Origin of the sequence: Halosaccharopolyspora lacisalsi, assembly GCF_014137975.1 — a bacterium.
Classification (GTDB): Bacteria; Actinomycetota; Actinomycetes; order Mycobacteriales; family Pseudonocardiaceae; genus Halosaccharopolyspora; species Halosaccharopolyspora lacisalsi.
This window is the reverse complement of record NZ_JACGWZ010000002.1, coordinates 762931-779576: the sequence shown is the minus strand read 5'-3', so window position 1 is coordinate 779576 and position 16646 is coordinate 762931. Positions and strand designations below refer to the sequence as shown.

Annotated in this window: 16 protein-coding genes; 14 read left to right on the top strand and 2 right to left on the bottom strand. The window is 68.8% G+C overall.

The window, feature by feature from the left end; translation table 11 throughout:
* The first annotated feature begins 173 nt into the window (after positions 1 to 173).
* The 9 genes from FHX42_RS11460 to FHX42_RS11425 all read left to right on the top strand — a co-directional run bounded on the left by FHX42_RS11460 (position 174) and on the right by FHX42_RS11425 (position 7055).
* Positions 174 to 386: a (2Fe-2S)-binding protein gene (locus FHX42_RS11460; RefSeq protein WP_182544180.1), complete on the top strand. Its 213-nt coding sequence runs from the start codon at positions 174 to 176 to the stop codon at positions 384 to 386.
* 122 nt (positions 387 to 508) lie between these two features.
* Complete coding sequence (gene bfr / locus FHX42_RS11455; RefSeq protein WP_182544179.1) at positions 509 to 994, top strand: bacterioferritin; 486 nt, start codon at positions 509 to 511, stop codon at positions 992 to 994.
* 160 nt (positions 995 to 1154) lie between these two features.
* Positions 1155 to 1283, top strand: a complete 129-nt coding sequence (locus FHX42_RS27080; RefSeq protein WP_268898365.1) for a hypothetical protein — start codon at positions 1155 to 1157, stop codon at positions 1281 to 1283.
* Positions 1284 to 1407: 124 nt separating this feature from the next.
* Positions 1408 to 1920, top strand: a complete 513-nt coding sequence (locus tag FHX42_RS27800; protein ID WP_407926228.1) for a zinc ribbon domain-containing protein — start codon at positions 1408 to 1410, stop codon at positions 1918 to 1920.
* A gap of 214 nt (positions 1921 to 2134) precedes the next feature.
* Positions 2135 to 2803, top strand: a complete 669-nt coding sequence (locus FHX42_RS11445) for a TIR domain-containing protein (protein ID WP_182544177.1) — start codon at positions 2135 to 2137, stop codon at positions 2801 to 2803.
* Positions 2800 to 4752, top strand: coding sequence for a hypothetical protein (locus FHX42_RS11440; protein ID WP_182544176.1), 1953 nt, complete (start codon positions 2800 to 2802; stop codon positions 4750 to 4752). The genes FHX42_RS11445 and FHX42_RS11440 overlap by 4 nt, the downstream gene beginning before the upstream one ends.
* Entirely contained in the window at positions 4749 to 5069 is a 321-nt protein-coding gene (locus FHX42_RS11435) for a hypothetical protein (RefSeq protein WP_182544175.1), read from the top strand. Before FHX42_RS11440 ends, FHX42_RS11435 begins: the two co-directional genes overlap by 4 nt.
* A gap of 739 nt (positions 5070 to 5808) precedes the next feature.
* Complete coding sequence (locus tag FHX42_RS26595; protein ID WP_235987176.1) at positions 5809 to 6279, top strand: hypothetical protein; 471 nt, start codon at positions 5809 to 5811, stop codon at positions 6277 to 6279.
* Between the two features lie 245 nt (positions 6280 to 6524).
* Positions 6525 to 7055, top strand: a complete 531-nt coding sequence (locus FHX42_RS11425) for a DUF4232 domain-containing protein (protein WP_182544174.1) — start codon at positions 6525 to 6527, stop codon at positions 7053 to 7055.
* Positions 7056 to 7129: 74 nt separating this feature from the next.
* Here FHX42_RS11425 and FHX42_RS11420 read toward each other — a convergent pair whose 3' ends face one another.
* Positions 7130 to 8098: a GlxA family transcriptional regulator gene (locus FHX42_RS11420; protein ID WP_182544173.1), complete on the bottom strand. Its 969-nt coding sequence runs from the start codon at positions 8096 to 8098 to the stop codon at positions 7130 to 7132.
* A 99-nt stretch (positions 8099 to 8197) separates the two neighbouring features.
* Between FHX42_RS11420 and FHX42_RS11415 the strand changes: the two genes are divergently transcribed.
* On the top strand, positions 8198 to 9526 hold the full coding sequence (locus tag FHX42_RS11415) for an APC family permease (protein WP_328796047.1): 1329 nt from the start codon (positions 8198 to 8200) through the stop codon (positions 9524 to 9526).
* A gap of 114 nt (positions 9527 to 9640) precedes the next feature.
* Positions 9641 to 10279 (top strand): NUDIX hydrolase, encoded by a 639-nt coding sequence (locus FHX42_RS11410; protein ID WP_182544172.1) that lies wholly within the window; start codon positions 9641 to 9643, stop codon positions 10277 to 10279.
* Positions 10280 to 10301: 22 nt separating this feature from the next.
* Here FHX42_RS11410 and FHX42_RS11405 read toward each other — a convergent pair whose 3' ends face one another.
* Positions 10302 to 10820 (bottom strand): mycothiol transferase, encoded by a 519-nt coding sequence (locus FHX42_RS11405; protein WP_182544171.1) that lies wholly within the window; start codon positions 10818 to 10820, stop codon positions 10302 to 10304.
* Positions 10821 to 11147: 327 nt separating this feature from the next.
* Here FHX42_RS11405 and FHX42_RS11400 point away from each other — a divergent pair, with 327 nt between their 5' ends.
* The 3 genes from FHX42_RS11400 to FHX42_RS11390 all read left to right on the top strand — a co-directional run bounded on the left by FHX42_RS11400 (position 11148) and on the right by FHX42_RS11390 (position 16529).
* A complete protein-coding gene (locus tag FHX42_RS11400; protein WP_182544170.1) occupies positions 11148 to 15479 on the top strand; it encodes a cation-translocating P-type ATPase in 4332 nt (1443 codons plus the stop codon).
* A 245-nt stretch (positions 15480 to 15724) separates the two neighbouring features.
* A complete protein-coding gene (locus FHX42_RS11395; protein ID WP_182544169.1) occupies positions 15725 to 15925 on the top strand; it encodes a hypothetical protein in 201 nt (66 codons plus the stop codon).
* 193 nt (positions 15926 to 16118) lie between these two features.
* Positions 16119 to 16529, top strand: coding sequence for a GtrA family protein (locus tag FHX42_RS11390; RefSeq protein WP_328796046.1), 411 nt, complete (start codon positions 16119 to 16121; stop codon positions 16527 to 16529).
* Positions 16530 to 16646 lie beyond the last annotated feature (117 nt).

Sequence of the window (16646 nt, the reverse complement as noted above, 5' to 3'; positions counted from 1 at the left end):
ACACAGCGATTACGTGCTGTCTTGTTCTCGGTCTGGTTGTTAGGTTAGCCAAACCTGCCGAGCTGGTCCGGGTGACGATCTTCCTCGTCACGCCGAGCAGCGGACCTCCTTGCGCGTCGGCGGCTCCGGATGGTTTGATTAGCCTTACCTAATGAGGGAAGGAGTACGACGTCATGTACGCATGTCTCTGCGCCGCGGTCACCACAGCGCAGGTGCAGACCTCCATCCTCGCCGGGGCGCTGACGGTGGAGGAGGTCGGTGACCACTGCGGGGCGGGGACCGGATGCGGTAGCTGCGTGAGGCGGCTCCAGCGCATGCTCGACGAGGCCAGGCCCCGCGAGGAAGAGGCGTCTCCCTCCGAACATTCGTTGCCCCGCAGCGCCTGACGGCAGCGAGTCGTCACTCGATCGGGCGTATTAACCGGGCACGCCGCCGTGTTGACGGGGTGCGTGTCTCCGTCGGCGCTACGGTCCGGGAAAACCCGGAGAGTGTAAGGACCGGAAACCACATGCGTGGCGACGACGAGATCATCTCGCTGCTCAACGAGCAGCTCACCAGCGAGCTCACCGCGATCAACCAGTACTTCCTGCACTCGAAGCTGCAGTCCAACTGGGGATTGACCAAGTTGGCCGAGCACACCCGCGCGGAATCCTTCGAGGAGATGCACCACGCCGAGTGGATCAGTGACCGCATCCTGTTCCTGGAGGCGCTGCCGAACTACCAGCGGCTGTTCACCCTGCGGGTCGGCCAGACCGTCCGGGAGCAGTTCGAGTCGGATCTGGCCATCGAGGTGGAAGTGCTCGACCGGCTCAAGCCCGGCATCGCGATGTGCCGGGAGAAGCGCGACATCACCACCGCGAACCTCTTCGAGGGCATCCTCCGGGACGAGGAGAACCACATCGACTACCTGGAGACCCAGCTGGAACTGATGGACAAGCTGGGCGAGCAGCTCTACCTCAGCCAGCTCGTGGAGCGCCCGCCCACGAGCGGCTGACTCCCCGATAATCCGGCCGTTCTCCGGTGGCCGGCCGGATCGATACTTCCCGTTCCCGTTGCCGGTGGCTGCGGGAAACGGGAAACAGTGCTGTCTTCTTCGTGCTGGGAGCGATTTCTCGCTGTCCCCGGCGGCGTGCGACGAATGACCGTACGCCGCGGTGTACGGACTTCTTTCAGGTGAGAAGTTCCCGACCGGCACGGCGCTGCAACGCACACTGATCACCGACGCCAAGCACACCGACGAGCGCGGGTGGCTCGCCGAGTGCTCGAACACCGTGCTCCAGTAGGCCATCCGGGCTGCGAAACCGCGTACGAGAACTTCTTCGGCTCGCCGAGAGCGTCCACGACGCCGGTTGGAGCAGCTTCCGGCGCCTGCTGTTGGAGAAGTGCGCCCGCTACGGGCGCCAGCTGGTGGTCATCGATCGGTGGCTGCCCGCGTCGCGGACCTGTTCGGCCTGTGGCCGGGTCGGCGGGAGGAAATCCCTGAACGTGCGCACCTGGCAGTGCCGGTGTGGAGCGGTCCACGACCGCGACACCAACGCCGCGAAGAACACCTCGCCGCGGGGCGCGTGCGGAGGGGCTGAACGCCCGTGGAGGCGAGGTGAGGCCCCGCATCGGGGCGGTTGCCGACGAAGCAGGAAGCAGGTGCGACCCCGCGAGGTAGCAGCGCTCCGTACGCGGTATGAGCCGCGTGCAGAATCCCCACCGCTCACGACGGGGAGCACGTCAACTGTTCGGGTGTTGTTGGGCGCAGGGGGTCGTCCCAGATCATCTTTTCCCCTACCGTCAGCCGGTGTCTTCAGCGTTCGTTCGGTTGGCCGTGTGGCCCCGCACCCCTTCGGCCTGTTCGCGCGCTGCTGCCACGAACAGCCGTATGCCTTCGCCTCTCGCACCGGACAACGGGAAACCTGGAGATCGACGTGACTGAGCAGCACGCACTGTTCGGGACGGAACTTCGAAGACCGCGCATCGCCGCCGGTCTGCCCCTGACGCGGATGACAGAGCGGGTGCACTACAGCAAAGGGCATCTCGACGCGGGAGTTGCGGCCCCCGCGCACCGCATCGCTGTACACCCCACCTCAACCGGCTCGGCACCGAGATCCGGTCGACGCACCAACCGCGAGAGGACGGTTTCGTCATGCCCGAAGTATTCGTCAGTTACCGCACCGGGGACGGTGAGAACGTCGCCACTCTCATCGAACGCGACCTGTCCCATCGTTTCGGCGACGACAGGGTGTTCCGCGACGGCAAGTCGATTCGGTCCGGTGCGACCCACCGTGACGTGCTCTCGGGAAGCTCGGCCGAGACCAAGGTGCTCCTGGTCGTCATCGGAGCCCACTGGCTGAGTCTGCGCGACGAGGATGGGGACGACGGCCTGGACGACGAGCGGAACCGGACCCGCGAGGAAATTCTCGACGCCTTCGAGTGCGGTGCTCGCGTCGTTCCCGTCCTGTGCGGGCGAACCGTGCCACCGCTGTCTCCCACCGCGTTGCCCACCGAGCTGGCGCCGTTGGCGGACCACCAGTTCCTGCGGTTCGACACCGGTGACACCGAGACGGATCTCGGCAAGATCGCAGCGGAACTCGTCGACCTCGTGCCCGGGCTGACGGACAGAACCGCGAGATCCGATTCCGGTGGCACGCGGAACTCTCTCGACGGTTGCCTCTCCGGCGTGGCGATCCGGGCCGGCGACCAGTGCGGCGGCCCGGCCGTCCACGGTGACGGTGCCGGTTACGTCGCCGGCGCCAACACCGGTGGTACCCGCCAGAACTTCGGCACCTCGCGCGCTCGGGAGGGCAACCGATGAGCGAGGTACGCGATCCGTGGGGGCCGGTGCACACCGGTGGCGGTGACCAGTACGTCATGAATCTCGTGGCGGGGGCGACCAGGCAGGCCCGAGGGGCGCGGGGAACGGCGCTGGACGATCTCCGTTGGCTCAAGAGGCGTTTCGTGCCCCCGGAACACCTGGGTGCGGCGCGGAGCTGGCTGAGCGAGAACCGAACGGTGCTGCTCGCCGGGCCACTCGGCAGCGGTCGACGGACAGCGGCGAAAATGCTGCTCAACGAGCTCACCGATGAGGACGGTTCGTTCCGGATCTTGCAGGAGGAGCTCGAGCTGGATCCGGCCGAAATCGGAGTTCGGTACCGACTCCTGCTGGACCTGTCGCACAGCGACGAGGAGACGTTCCGGCGCAGGCAGCGGGAACTGCCCGGCTTCCGCGCCGCTCTGCAGCGCTGTGACGCCCACATCGTGGTCGTGCTCCCCGACGGTTTCGAGCACCACGTCGACCCGGTTCTGAGCTCCCACGTCGTGCGGATCGACCGCCCGCGTTCCCAGCTGGTGCTGCAGAGACATCTGGAGGCCGAGGACATCCAACCCATCGGCTCGCGGCTGGGATCCACGGACCTGAAATCGCACCTGTCCGGTCCGATGGAGGACGTCGCGGAACTGGTGCGGTTGGTGGTCCGGGTCCGCGACACCGGACGAGAGGGTGGACTGTCGGCCTGGCTGGACGAAGCCGTCATGGCGATGGCCGACCGCAGCGACGAGGTCGCGCAGCAGCTCAAGGATCACTCCTCCGGGAGGGAGCGAGCGGTGCTGTTCGCGGCGGCGATGTGCCGGGGTTCCTCCTCCGACACGGTGTTCTTCGCAGCCCAGGGACTCCTGGAGTCGCTGGAACTGACGGAGGAGGAACGACCGCGACTGGAGCAGCGCGGCTACGTCGAGCAACTGGACGGGCTCGAGATCGAGGTCGGAGCCCACAGCCGTGTCGGCTTCTCCCGGGTCGCCTACGACCGCACGGTGCGTGCTCACTTCTGGGACAACTATCCCGACCTGCGACGTTCGTTCTGCCAGTGGGTGGACCGGGTCATTCGGCTGGACTGGCTGGAGGAGCGGGAACGCAGGGACATCGTCGAGCGCTTCCTCGAACAGGCGTTACGCACCGGATGCGTCGGTCACGTGATGTGGCTGATCGAGCAGTGGACCCGTCCGGACCAGCGTGGGGGCCCGACCCGCTGGATGCAGTTCGCCGCGCAGGCGCTGGTGACGGGACTCAACGACGAGCGCCACGGTGCGCGGTTCCGCGAGCTGGTCCGCGGCTGGTCACGAGAGTTCGACCTCGCCGACCACGTGGGGCAGCTGCTCGTGCACGTGTGCACCGAAGTGGTCGCCCCCAACTTCCCGGAGCAGGCCCTGGTGCGGTTGCACCAACGAGCGAGGCGGGAGAACGGTGCGGGCGCCCCCACGGCTCGACAGGCCCTGTGCGAGCTGACCGCGGGTAGTCGGATGCTGTTTCACCGCCTGCTGGACCAGCTCATGTCCGGGTTCCGGGACCGGCAGTGGCAGATCGATCCGTACCTGTTCCTGGACGTGATCGATCCGTGGCGACTGACCGCCGCCGACAGTCGATCGCACCCCCTGGCCGCGGACGCCTCCGTGCGGTCCCAGCTCGTCTACGGCTGGTACACAGTGATGACCCACCGCCCGGATCTCGCCTGGCCCGTCGTGGGCGAGTGGTTGCCCGCCGCCGGTCAGATCGCGGTCCCCGACATGCTGCTCAGCATCCTGGTGGAAGCGGCCTGCTACGACGTGAGGCTGCTCGGTTCGCTGCACGTGGTCGCCCGCAACTGGAGCCTGTCCGCGGTCGGGCGTCCCGATGTCGCCGCGCGGCTCTCCCGGTTCATCGACATGGCTCAGGGAATCCACTCAGCCGAGTTCACGTTCCGGAACACCGCCGAGGAGGCGATCCGATGAGTAAGGAAAACCGGATACTGCTGGCCTGCCTGGTCGGCGCCTGCGTACTTCCGCTCGTGGTGGGCGGATTGCTGGGATGGCCGACCTGGATCACCGTGCCGCTGTTCGCGGCGGTGCTCGTGGGGAGCTACCGAAAGTTCACCCACGGGACCCGGACCGCCACCGGCCACGTGGGAGCGCTGCTGGACCGGATCGGTCTGTACCCGGACAACCCGGTACGGGACCTGACGGCACACCGGCTCGCCAATCTGATCGAGGCGTCGGGCAATGCACGCGTCGCCGAGGAAGTTCGTCGCAAGTTCGACGCTCCTCGCTAGCGGATCCACCCATCGCGCCGTACGCCGAGCGCGGTCGTCGGAAATGTCCCAGGGCTTCCCGCAACCGGGGCGGGAGGCCCTGTCGTTGCCGCAGTGACCGGCGCGTCCCGGTCGGCCGGGGCATACGTGCGTGGTGCAAATTTTTCTCCCGTCGCCGTCGGCGCGACAATGCGTGTTGATGGCCAACGAGCAAGCAGATCCCCGCGACGCCTATCCCGACCCGGGTAGGCGGGGACCGCCTCCCGGTCCGCCCCAGGGACCTGATCGTCAGGGGCCTCCCCCTGGCCACCAGCCGCCCGCGGGTCCGCCGCATCAGGCGCCTTCCGGTGGGCCTCCCCAACAGCAGCCACCCCCGCCCGCTCAGCGGCCTCCGGGGCCTCCGCAGCAACCGCCCGCGTCCCAGCCTCCGCCCCCGCAGCCGGGACCGGGACAGCGTCCACCGGCCGGCCCGCCACCGGGGCAGGGGCAGCAACCCCCGGGACCACCACCGAGGCCGGGCCAACAGCCGCCCCCGCCACCGGCCCCCGGACAGCAGCCTCCGGGACCACCGCCGCCGACTCCTGGGCCGCCACAACAACCGCCCGGGCCGCCACAACAGCTTCCGGGGCCGGGGCAACAGCCGCCCGGTCCACCGCAGCAGCTTCCGGGGGCGGGGCAACAGCCGCCCGGTCCACCGCAGCAACCTCCCGGTCAGCAGGACATCGACCGCCAGTATCAGCGAACGCGCATTCAGGAGCCCGTGCGGGAGCACCCGGATCCGTACTGGGACGAGGACGACTACGACTACGACGGGCCGGAACCGGAGGACGAGCCGGAGCCACCTGCCCGGTCGCGCGAGCCGGACTCGGCCCGGGCTCGACGGGAGCGGTACCCCGAGCCGGAACCGCCGCGAGAGCGGCGAGAGCCCTCCCCGAGCCGGGGCTCCTCGTTCTCCGGCCCCAGTGCCGACGGCATCGGTCGCACGATCCAGGTGCTCAGTGCACTGATCGCGCTGGCCTTCGTGCTGCACATCGTTTTCGTGGTGGCCGGCGCCAACCAGTCCAGCGGTTTCGTCTCGTTCGTGTACTCGGTGGCGAAATTCTTCGTGTTCGGACTGGGCGACGTGTTCACGCCGGGCGATGCCACGATCGGCGTGGTCCTGAACTACGGGCTGGCCGCGATCGTCTATCTCGTGGTGGGGCGCATCATCGGCCGTGCCCTCAAGCGATGAGGTCACGAGGTGTGAGAGCTCGCTGACGCGGATGTCCGCGTCGCTTCAGGTCCACTGTGGACTTTCGATCGATCGCGCCGGGAGCCCCGTGACGTTGTGGTGTTCACGCCGGCTCCCGGCGGCCCGGTTCCCGTCGACCGCTTGTGATGTAGATTACAAGTCGTCAACTTCCGCGGGGGTCGCGCGTCTTGACGGGTGTGAGCCGTGAGGGGCGCGGCTGCATTCGAGGTGAAGGAGAACCGGGTATGAACAAGACGCTTCGGAAGAGCGCCGTGATCGTGACGACAGCGGGGGCGACCGTGCTGGCCGGTCTGTCGGGAGCGGGGATCGCGCAGGCGAGACCGGACGATCACTCCGGTGTCGACCGGTACTGCACCGCGGAGCAGCTCAACGTCTCGATGACCGAGCTGGATCACGCGATGGGCAAAACTGGTGGCCGGTTGGTGTTTACGGCCGAGCGGGGAGAGAGCTGCCTCCTCAGCGGAGCACCCGCGTTGGGCTTCGTCGACGACGATGGTGATCCGCTACCAGTTTCGGCACGTGCTGCGGCGCGGGAGGGCGTCACTGTGCGGGTGACCGAAGAACAGTCGGCGGTGGCGTCGTTCAGCTTCCCCCGCGTGGACATGACCACCGGAAAGCAGCTGCACGGACCCGTTCCGTCCGCTGTGGAGGTGTCCGTTCCCGCGCCGGCGGAGAGCTCCGCCGTGCTGGTCCCGTGGAGCAGCGGCGCCGAGGTCTCCGGACCCGTCCACGTCACTCCTGTCACCAGCTGCTGACCGAGCTTTCCGGCTGGGGGGACGCGTCGTTTCGGCGGTCACACCGCCGAAACGACGCGTTCACCACGGGGTCCTCAGGATCTCGTGGTGCGAAAAGTGCGTCGGTAACCGTGTGGGGAGACGCCGACGTGGTCGGTGAAATGGCGGCGGAGGTTGGCGGCGGTGCCGAGTCCGGAGCGAGCGGCGATGTGGTCGACGGTCATCGTGGTGGTTTCGAGAAGGTGCTGCGCATGACGAATGCGCTCGTGTCGCAGCCAGCGCAGCGGTGCCAGCCCCAAGGTGTCGTGAAATCGCCGAGCAAGCGTACGGCGACTGAGGTGACCGTGCTGAGCGAGATCGTCGACGCTGAGCGGCTGATCCAACCGCGCTCGGGCCCAGTCGAGCAGTGGTGCCAGGCTGGTGTCGTCGGGAGTCACCGCGGGTAACCGCATGTACTGAGCCTGGCCTCCGTCGCGGTGCGGCGGTACGACCAGCCTGCGTGCCAGCGCATTGGTGATCGCGGTGCCGTGGTCGCGGCGGACGAGTTCGAGGCAGAGGTCGATTCCGGCGGCGGTACCGGCGGAGGTGAACACTCCGCCGTCCTCGCAGTAGAGCACGGTGGGGTCGACGTGTACCCGCGGGTACAAGCGGGCGAGTTCCTGCGCGTGCATCCAGTGCGCTGTGCTGCGTCGACCGTCCAGGATGCCTGCCGCGGCCAGCACGAAGGCCCCGGAACAGATGCCCGCGATGCGGGAACCGGCTTCGTGGGCGGTTCGGACGGCCTCCACCAGCTTCTCGGGAGGCCGTGTGTGCACGTTGGCGCAGGCGGGCACGATCACGGTGTCGGCCCGCGCGAGCTCGACCATGCTCGCCGCGCCGTGGGCGACGAATCCGGCAGCGACGGTGGTGTCGGGCTCCGTGCTGCAAACGTCCAGGTGGTACCAGGGATCAGCCAGCTCGGGACGGTCGGTGCCGAAGATTTCGCACGGCACCGCGAGTTCGAAGATCGGTGCCTGCGGAGTGATCGCGACCGCGACTCGATGGGTGGCACTATCCTTGCGCATCGTGGCAATCATGCCACTCGTGCCTGCCGAGTTCGCCGGAGATGCTCGTCTCGACGGTAACCAACACCGGGTTGTCCGGTGCGGAGTCGAGGAGTGCGCGTGGCGGCATCCGAAGAAGCGCGAATGGGCAGTGCGGGGACCGCGAAAACCACGATCCGGCAGCCAAGGCCTGCCATCGGGCTCGGTCACGCCATCGCACTGTATGTCGGAGCGGTGTTGGGCGCGGGAGTACTGGTGTTGCCCGGCCAGGTGGCTTCGCTGGCCGGTCCGGCCTCGTTGCTGGCGTGGGCGTTCATCGGTTCGCTCGGCTTGCCGCTGGCGATGACATTCGCCGCGTTGGCCTCCCGGTTTCCCGACGCCGGCGGAATCGTCGTCTTCGCCGGCCGTGCTTTCGGTGAGCGCGCCGGCGGTGTGGCGGGATGGTGGTATTTCACAGCCGTCGCACTCGGGCATGTCATCGTTCCGCTGACCGGTGGTTATTACGTAGCCTCCGCACTGCGGATCGACCAGCGTTTCGCCTACCTCTTCGCCGGGGTGATTCTGCTGCTGGCGGTCGCGGCGAACCTGGCGGGACTTCGGGTGAGCGGACGCGTGCAGCTCGCGCTGGCTGCCGGTGTCAGCCTTCTGCTGTTGGTGACGATCCTGGTGGCGCTGCCCCGGGTGGATCCCGGAGACTTCACTCCGTTCGCGCCCCACGGTGCTGTCAGCATCGGTCGGGCCGCGGTGGTGTTGTTCTTCGCCTTCGCCGGGTGGGAGGCCGTGGCGCACTTGGCCGGAGAATTCCACGACGCACGACGAGATCTCACGCGCGCCACTGCGATCACCGTGGTGACCGTGCTCGTCCTCTACTCGGGTGTGGCTTTCGCCGTCGTGGTCACAGGCAGCTATGGGAGCTCCACGACTGATCGCGTCGCGGTGGGGAGCGTGCTCGGCGCCGGTTTCGGCATCAGTGCGGCCACGGCAGCTGGTGTACTCGCCGTCGTCATCAGTGCGGGCACCACCAACGCCTTCATGGCCGCGATCTCACGTCTCGGCTACGCCCTGGCTCGTGATCAGTGGTTCCCGAGGTCCATGGCTCGGCTGAACACCCGAGGAGTGCCCGCCGTGGGTGTTTGCGCCACTGCGGGAATGGGTGTGGCCGGATTACTCACATCTTATTTCGCGCGCTGGGGTACCGAGGACCTTGTGTCGGTTCCTTCCACGCTGATTCTGGTCACCTATCTCATCGGTACCGCGGCCGGCGCTCGCCTGCTGTCCGGGCGCGCTCGTGTCGTCGCCGTTGTCGCTTTCGTCCTCACCGCTTTCGTCGCTCCTTTTGCCGCTGCCTACGTGGCGGTCCCCGTCGTGGTCGCCGTCGCCGCGCTCGGCTATCGTCGTCTCGCGAGTCGGCGAAGCATCCGGCACCGGTCCGGAAGGGACCGCGGATGAGCGGTGGGGGAGGATCGGAAGGGGAAAATCGGACCGCCCCGGCCGGTCGAGCGAGATGGTGCGTTCGGAGCCGGCGTGCGCGCTTCTCGACGGGTCGAATGCGGGGAGGGAGTCTTGGACGATCCCGAAGAGGTCATACGACGTCAGTCCGCCCTGCTGGCGGCGCTGGCGCAGACCGGCCTGGCCTACGGTCGTGACGAGTTCGATCACGAGCGCTATCGGCAGGTCCGCGAGGCCGCGGCGAATCTCATGGACCTGGTGACGACCGACTCCGTGCCCGCCCTGAACCGCACGACGATTCCCGATCGGGGTTATGCCACGCCGAAGGTGGACGTGCGAGGCGCGCTGTTCGACGAGGACGATCGCGTCCTGCTGATCCAGGAACGATCCGACCTGCGCTGGACCCTGCCCGGCGGGTGGTGCGACGTCGGGGAATCCGCCGGTGAGGCGGTGTGCCGGGAAGTGCGGGAGGAGAGCGGACTGGCCGTGCGGGCCGAGCGCCTGGCCGCCGTGCTGGACCGGGAGCGGCGCGGGCACCGGCCTCCGATGGCGGTACACGTCTACAAGCTGTTCTTCCTGTGCGAGCGCTGCCCGGAACCGGAACGGGCTCCCCACGCGCTGGAGACCGCCGACGTGGGTTGGTTCCCGCTCGACGCGCTGCCAGAACTGTCGATCAGCCGAGTCACCGCCGACGAGCTGCACCTGCTCCACGACCTGCACCGGGAGCCGTCCGGACCTGCTGTCTTCGACTGACCGGGCTGTGCGCGGGGCGGGGTCAGAGTCGGTGTGCGCGTTGCACGACTCCGCGGACGAAGGCGGCTTGCCCGGCGTGCTGCAAGCCGTCGGAGATCACGCTGACCAGGCGTACGCCGAGTGATACCGGCGGATCCCAGGACGCGTCCACGATGCGGGCGAGATCGGTGTCGGTGAGGCGCTCGACGAAGTGCTTCGTGCGCTCGTGGACCGCGTCGTGATATCCGGCCAGCGTTTCCGCGGGAATGTCGCGGAGCGCCGCGACATCGTCGGAGGAGTGCCCGAATCCCGTGTCCGCCGGAGGCAGCGAGAGCCCGAACCGCTCCACCCAGCCCTGCGAGGTCCACACCTGCTCCGTCCGCGCGGGCTCGGAGACGTGATCGTCCTGGACTCGGGTGAGGTGCCATACCAACCACGCGATCGTGTTCGCCTCGCGCTCGACCCGGAACGCGAGCTGATCCGGACCGAGCCCGTCGACCACCTGGTGCACGGTCCCGCGGATTCGGTCGAACGCGTCGACGAGCACATCGGCGCTTGTCATGGCAGGATGCTCCCTTCGGCGGACATGAGCGCGGCCACGCACGTCACCCAACACCGTAAGGCCGTACTCGGCTTTCGGCAGGTGCGAGCCGGTGGGTCGTTCACCTTCGAGTTGCCCGATCGGGACCCGATCGTGTTCTGCTGTTCATGAACCGGACACTCGTCGTAGACTGGTGACTCCGTTGTGGTGGTGGGAGTGAAGGAGAGGTCTTGGTGATCACGGGGCGAGGACATCCCGGAGCTCGGCACGCGGGTCCGGTGCGCGGTTCGTGGGGGCGCGGCCCCCGGTGCGCGAGTCCGGTGGACTGATTCCACGATGCTGTCCAGGATGGGAGCGCTCGCTTCGCAGGTACTGACACCGCTGGTCACAGCGGCCCGTACCGCCGCCAGGCACGGTCCTTCCCGGCCGGTGTGGTCGTCGAACGGCCGAACGCACATCGCGGTCCGCGGGATCCAGGATCCCCGCAACGAGCAGCGGGTCGGAATGATCACCGAACACCTGGAGCATCTCGACGGGGTGGAGTGGGCCGAGGCCAACGCCGCGCTCGGGTGCGTGGTCGTCGGTCACGATTCGGAGCTGGTCGCCGCGGACGAACTGGTCGACGTGGTGCGGGAGGTCGAGGCTTCCGGCGGCTTGGACGAGGAGTCCTACGCCGAGGCCGGTACCACCCATCCGGCCGGCCCCGGGGCCGTGCTCGGCCACGCCGTCGTGATCGGAGCGAACCTCGGTGGGCTCGGTTACGCCGCGATCGCACGCGCGTTGCCGATACCCGCGCTGCCCGAATCGGTTCCGGCCATGCTGACCACCGCCGACTCGGCCCCGCGGATCCACGAGACCCTGGAGTCGTACCTGGGCAGGTCGGGAACCGACCTGGTGGTCAATCTGGGCAATGCCGTGGCCCACACGCTGGCCCAGCAGCCGACGAGTCTGATCACCGAGTCCGCGATGCGCTTGTTCCTGCTGCGGGAGTCCCAGTCGGCGCAGCGTAGCTGGCAGCACTGGGACGAGCGCTTCGGAGATCGTCCCGACACTCATCGCAGTGCACCTCAGGCCGTGGACGAGCGCCTCGGTCGGTTGCCTTCCGGACCGATCGAGCAGGTCGGTCACGGTTCGCTGCTGGCGGCCCCCACGGCCTTCGCGGCCACACTCGGTACGACGTGGAGTTTCCAGCGCGCGCAGGGACTCCTGGTCGCTGCCGCACCACGCGCGGCCAATCTCGGCCGGGACGCGTTCGCCGCACAGCTGGGCTTCGGGATGGCCGAGCGGGGCACGCTCGTGCTGGATCCGCGCGCACTGCGGAAGCTGGACCGCATCGACACGGTGGTCGTCGACGCCGCCGCGTTGCGAACCGGGCACTGGACCGTGCGGGATCTCGTCTCACGGCACGATGACGTCGACAACGCGCGGCTGTGGGAGCGCGCGCACGAGCTCATCGGCCGGGACGAGAACTCGGCGGCGACCTCCGACGGATGGAGCATTCGGGAGGTGCACGGCCGTTCCGATCTTCCGGAACAGTGGCGGGAGGGAGTCCAGCAGGTCACCACACCGGGTGGGCGGATCTTCGCGCTGCGGAACGACGACGACACGGTGGCCGTGTTCGAGGCCGTGGAGGAGCTGGATCCGCTGACCGACGAACTGCTTGCCGCGGCGCGGGAGGTCGGATCGACCCTGATCGCCGAGCGCGGCAGCCGGCTGGCCGAACGACTCGGCGTATCGGACACGGTCGCGGGAGGAACGCACCTTGCCCGGTCGGTGCGCACCCTCCAGGACGAAGGGCGGGGCGTCGCCGTCGTCTCGCCGTATGGGGGCGCGAGACTGGCCGCCGCCGATCTGGGGATCGGCATAGTACGCGGGCGAACCCCACCGTGGGGAGCACACGTACTGGGCGGTCCGGGCATGGGGGAGAGCTGTGCCGTGCTCGGCATGATCCCGCTCGCACGCACGGTGAGTGCGCGCAGCGCTCGGATCGCCGCCGGAGCCTCCCTCGGTGGCGCGGTGCTGGCCGTGCTCGGTCCCGCGTACCGCAGTCAGGCGCGAGCAGGGATTCCCGTTTCCGCCGCTAGCGTGTTGGCCCTCGCCGCGGGTACGTGGTGGGGCATGAAGGCCGCGCGGTACCCGGTCCCGCACGCGGCGCCACGAACTCCCTGGCACGCCATGTCGCCGTCGCAGGTACTGGCGCGTTTGGACAGTGCTCCGGAGGGACTGTCCGAACAGGAGGCACTGCATCGCCTCGTCGGTCGGGGAGAGCGGCAGCCGGATCGGCGAGTGGGCTTGGTCCGCGCGACCCTGGAGGAGTTGGAAGGGCCGCTGACTCCGGCGTTGGCCGGTGGCGCCGCGCTCTCTGCGAGCATCGGAGCCATCACCGACGCCGCCGTGATCGGCGCCGTGCTGGGCATGAACGCGTTCATCGGTGGCTTCCAGCGCCTCAAGGCCGATCGGGCGCTGAGTGAACTCCTCCAGGTCAGCGCGGTTTCCGTGACGCTGCGTCGCGACGACGAGCGGGTCGACGTCGCGACCGAGGAACTGGTGCCCGGCGACGTGATCGAGCTGGGCTCCGGCGATTCCGTGCCGGCCGACTGCCGGTTGCTCGCCGCCGACGGGCTCCAGGTCGACGAGTCCAGCCTCACCGGTGAGTCGCAACTGGTCTCCAAGAGCGAGGTCGCGACTCCGGCCGCGGTGGTGGCGGAGCGGCACAGCATGTTGTACCGCGGCACGGCGGTCGCCGTGGGGTGGGCGAGTGCCGTGGTGGTGGCTACCGGGGCGGACACCGAGGCCGGTCGCACGGTGGGAACCGATCAGCGTCGCGACCGAACCGGAGGTGTGGCGGCACGCCTGCGAACGCTGACCAAGACCACGGTGCCGCTGTGCGCCGGTGCCGGGGTCGTCCTGCTTTCCGCGGACCTGGTTCGCGGTCGAGCCGCGTCGGCGGCGGTGGGACGTGCGGTGAGCCTGGCCGTGGCGGCGGTCCCGGAAGGGCTTCCGTTCGTGGCCACCGCCGCGGAGCTGGCTTCGGCCCAGCGGTTGTCCCGGCGCGGTGCGCTGGTCCGCAACACCTCGACCGTCGAGGCCCTCGGGCGCGCCCAGGCGCTCTGCTTCGACAAGACCGGCACGCTGACCGAGGGACGCATCTCGCTGCGCTACGTCTCCGACGGCACGGACAGTCGTCCGATCGAGCGGTCCGAAAGGGTGCATCGCGCGGTGATCGGTGCGGCGCTGCGGGCCAGCCCGGCGGGGGAGAACGGCGAGGACCTGCCCCATCCCACCGACCGTGCCGTGGTCGAGGGGGCCCAGGAGATCGCGGTGTCCCCGCAGGAGGGTGAACCGGGGTGGCGGCGGCTCGAGGAGCTGCCGTTCGAACCGTCCCGCTCGTACCACGCCGTGCTGGGCTCCGGCGAGCAAGGTCAGCTGCTCAGCGTCAAGGGCGCCCCCGAGGTCGTGCTGGCGCAGTGCACGCACCGCTACGCCGACGGGGTGCGGGTACCGCTGGACGAAGCCGGTCGGAAGTCGGCGCTGGACGAGATGGACCGGATGGCTCGGATGGGGTTTCGGGTGCTGGCCGTCGCCGAGCGCTTCGCCTCCGATCGGCGCGATCTCGACGAGTCCAGGATCCGTGGTCTCACCCTGTCCGGCATGATCGCGTTGGCGGACACGATCCGCTCCACGGCGGCCGAGTCCGTGGGTCAGCTCCAGCAGGCCGGGGTCCAGATCATCATGATCACCGGTGACCACCCCAGTACGGCGCAGGCCATCGCCGCCGAGCTCAATGTGCTCAACGGGCACCGCGTGATGACCGGACCGGATCTGGACGCCCTCGACGACGCCGAGCTCTCGGAGCTGATCGGCGACGTGGCCGTGTTCGCCAGGGTCACCCCCGAGCAGAAGGCGCGGATCGTGCGAGCACTGCGAAGCATCGACCGCATCGTGGCGGTGACCGGTGACGGCGCCAACGACGCCCCCGCGATCAGGCTGGCCGACATCGGTATCGCCCTCGGTGAGCACGCCACTCCCGCCGCGCGCGAAGCCGCCGACCTCGTGGTCACCGACGATCGCATCGAGACCATCGTCGATGCCATCGTCGAGGGACGCGCCATGTGGGCCTCCGTCCGCGACTCGCTGGCGATCCTGCTCGGCGGCAACCTCGGTGAGATCGGCTACACCGTCATGACCGGGCTCGTCACCTCCCAGGGCGGGATGAACGCACGGCAGTTGTTGCTGGTCAACGCTCTCACCGACGTGTTGCCCGCGATGGCCATCGCCGTCCGCCCACCGCCGCGGATCACCGCGCACATGCTGCTGGCCGAGGGGCCGGAGGCATCCCTCGGCACCGCTTTGACCAAGGACATCTACCGCCGGGGCCTGATCACGGCGGGAGCCGCCACAGCAGCGTGGTTCATCGGTCGCCTGGGAACCGCCCAGCACGCCAGTACCGTCGCCCTCGTCGCCCTGATCGGCGCACAGCTCGGGCAGACCATGGCCATTCGCGGGCGTACTCCCCTGGTCGTCGGCTGCTCGCTCGCCTCCGTGGCCGCCCTCGTCACGATCGTCCAGGTGCCGGGGCTCAGCCACTTCTTCGGGTGCACCCCGCTGTGGCCGCACGGTTGGGCGGCGGCGCTGGGGGCCTCCACCGCCGCGACGGTGGTCAGCCTGGTCTTTCAGTGAGCTCGGCGTTTCGACCGGGCCGCACCGGCGAGTGAGGCCGCACACCGGCGATGCACGGCGGGAGCCGGAGGGTGCTCGTTTTCGGTGACACGGTGTGTGACGAAGTCGCCGGTTCGGTGGATATTATGGTCTCCTTCGTGGTCGGTGTAGACGAGTGTCGGTCGCGGCAGGGGAACGTGGGGAGTCGGCAGCGCGTGGTGTGTTTTCCGGGGGGTAGCCGGTCGAGCGGGGTGAAGCTGTTCGCGGTGACGGCGGGGTTCCGGTTTCGGGCCTACGCGCCCGGGGCACTATCGGCCCGGACGGCCGTGCACGTCCGCGAGGAGACGCGCTGGTGCGCCTGGGCCCCGGGACCGCCGAGCAGGACCGTGCAGCTGCCCGGCGAGGTCTCCAGCTCCGACGACCCCACCGGCACCTCGTCGAACGAGGCGAGCACCACGCAGCACTAAGCAGTGATCATCACCGGTGCCTCGTCCCTCGGGGCAATGGTTCGGGGTGGGGATCGGTGGTGTACCCGATGTTTTCCGCGGTCCGTTCGGAGATCGTTGGAATGAGAAACCGTTGTCCGGGAGTTAGTTCTACTATGCCCTCGCTCGTGCCACTGACAGTCTCGGCCCCCTCGGCAGTGGGTGCTGATCGATCGTGAGTGCGGTGCGTGCCGCGTCGAAGCCGGCCGGTGTGCTCGCCCAGCTCCGCCGATTCGTCCTGGTCGGCGGGGTCGCGGCCAGCGTCGACTACGGCAGCATACTGGTGTTCATCGCGCTCTGGGACTGGCCGGAGCTGGCCCGAGCGCTGAGCTTCGTCTGCGGCAGCACCACGGCCTACCTGCTCAACCGGCGCTGGACGTTCGACTCGCGTCGCGACACCCGCGAAGTCGGGCTCGTCGCCGTCGCCCACACCCTGAGCTTTCTGATCGTCATGGTCGTCAACACGCTGGCCCTCCGGCTGTTTCCGGACGCGTGGTGGACGATCACCGTGGCCTGGATGCTCTCCCAGAGCATGGGGACGACGTTCAACTTCGCAGTCCAGCGCCTCGTCGTCTTCCGGCGATGAGGACGGACGGTGGCGGGTGCTCAGCTGCCGACGGCGCGGGCCGGTGCGGAAGGTGCCACCGCCGGACGGGACGTGTGACGACGCCGACCGGTCCGGAGACGGTGCTGCGGGCGTACC

Bases quoted from the DNA above. Each gene is read 5' to 3' on its own strand.
- FHX42_RS11425 (WP_182544174.1), top strand. From the start codon at position 6,525: ATGAACAAGACGCTTCGGAAGAGCGCCGTGATCGTGACGACAGCGGGG.
- FHX42_RS11445 (WP_182544177.1), top strand. From the start codon at position 2,135: ATGCCCGAAGTATTCGTCAGTTACCGCACCGGGGACGGTGAGAACGTC.
- FHX42_RS11460 (WP_182544180.1), top strand. From the start codon at position 174: ATGTACGCATGTCTCTGCGCCGCGGTCACCACAGCGCAGGTGCAGACC.
- FHX42_RS11400 (WP_182544170.1), top strand. From the start codon at position 11,148: ATGGGAGCGCTCGCTTCGCAGGTACTGACACCGCTGGTCACAGCGGCC.
- FHX42_RS11405 (WP_182544171.1), bottom strand. From the start codon at position 10,820: ATGACAAGCGCCGATGTGCTCGTCGACGCGTTCGACCGAATCCGCGGG.
- bfr (WP_182544179.1), top strand. From the start codon at position 509: ATGCGTGGCGACGACGAGATCATCTCGCTGCTCAACGAGCAGCTCACC.
- FHX42_RS11420 (WP_182544173.1), bottom strand. From the start codon at position 8,098: ATGCGCAAGGATAGTGCCACCCATCGAGTCGCGGTCGCGATCACTCCG.
- FHX42_RS11440 (WP_182544176.1), top strand. From the start codon at position 2,800: ATGAGCGAGGTACGCGATCCGTGGGGGCCGGTGCACACCGGTGGCGGT.
- FHX42_RS11435 (WP_182544175.1), top strand. From the start codon at position 4,749: ATGAGTAAGGAAAACCGGATACTGCTGGCCTGCCTGGTCGGCGCCTGC.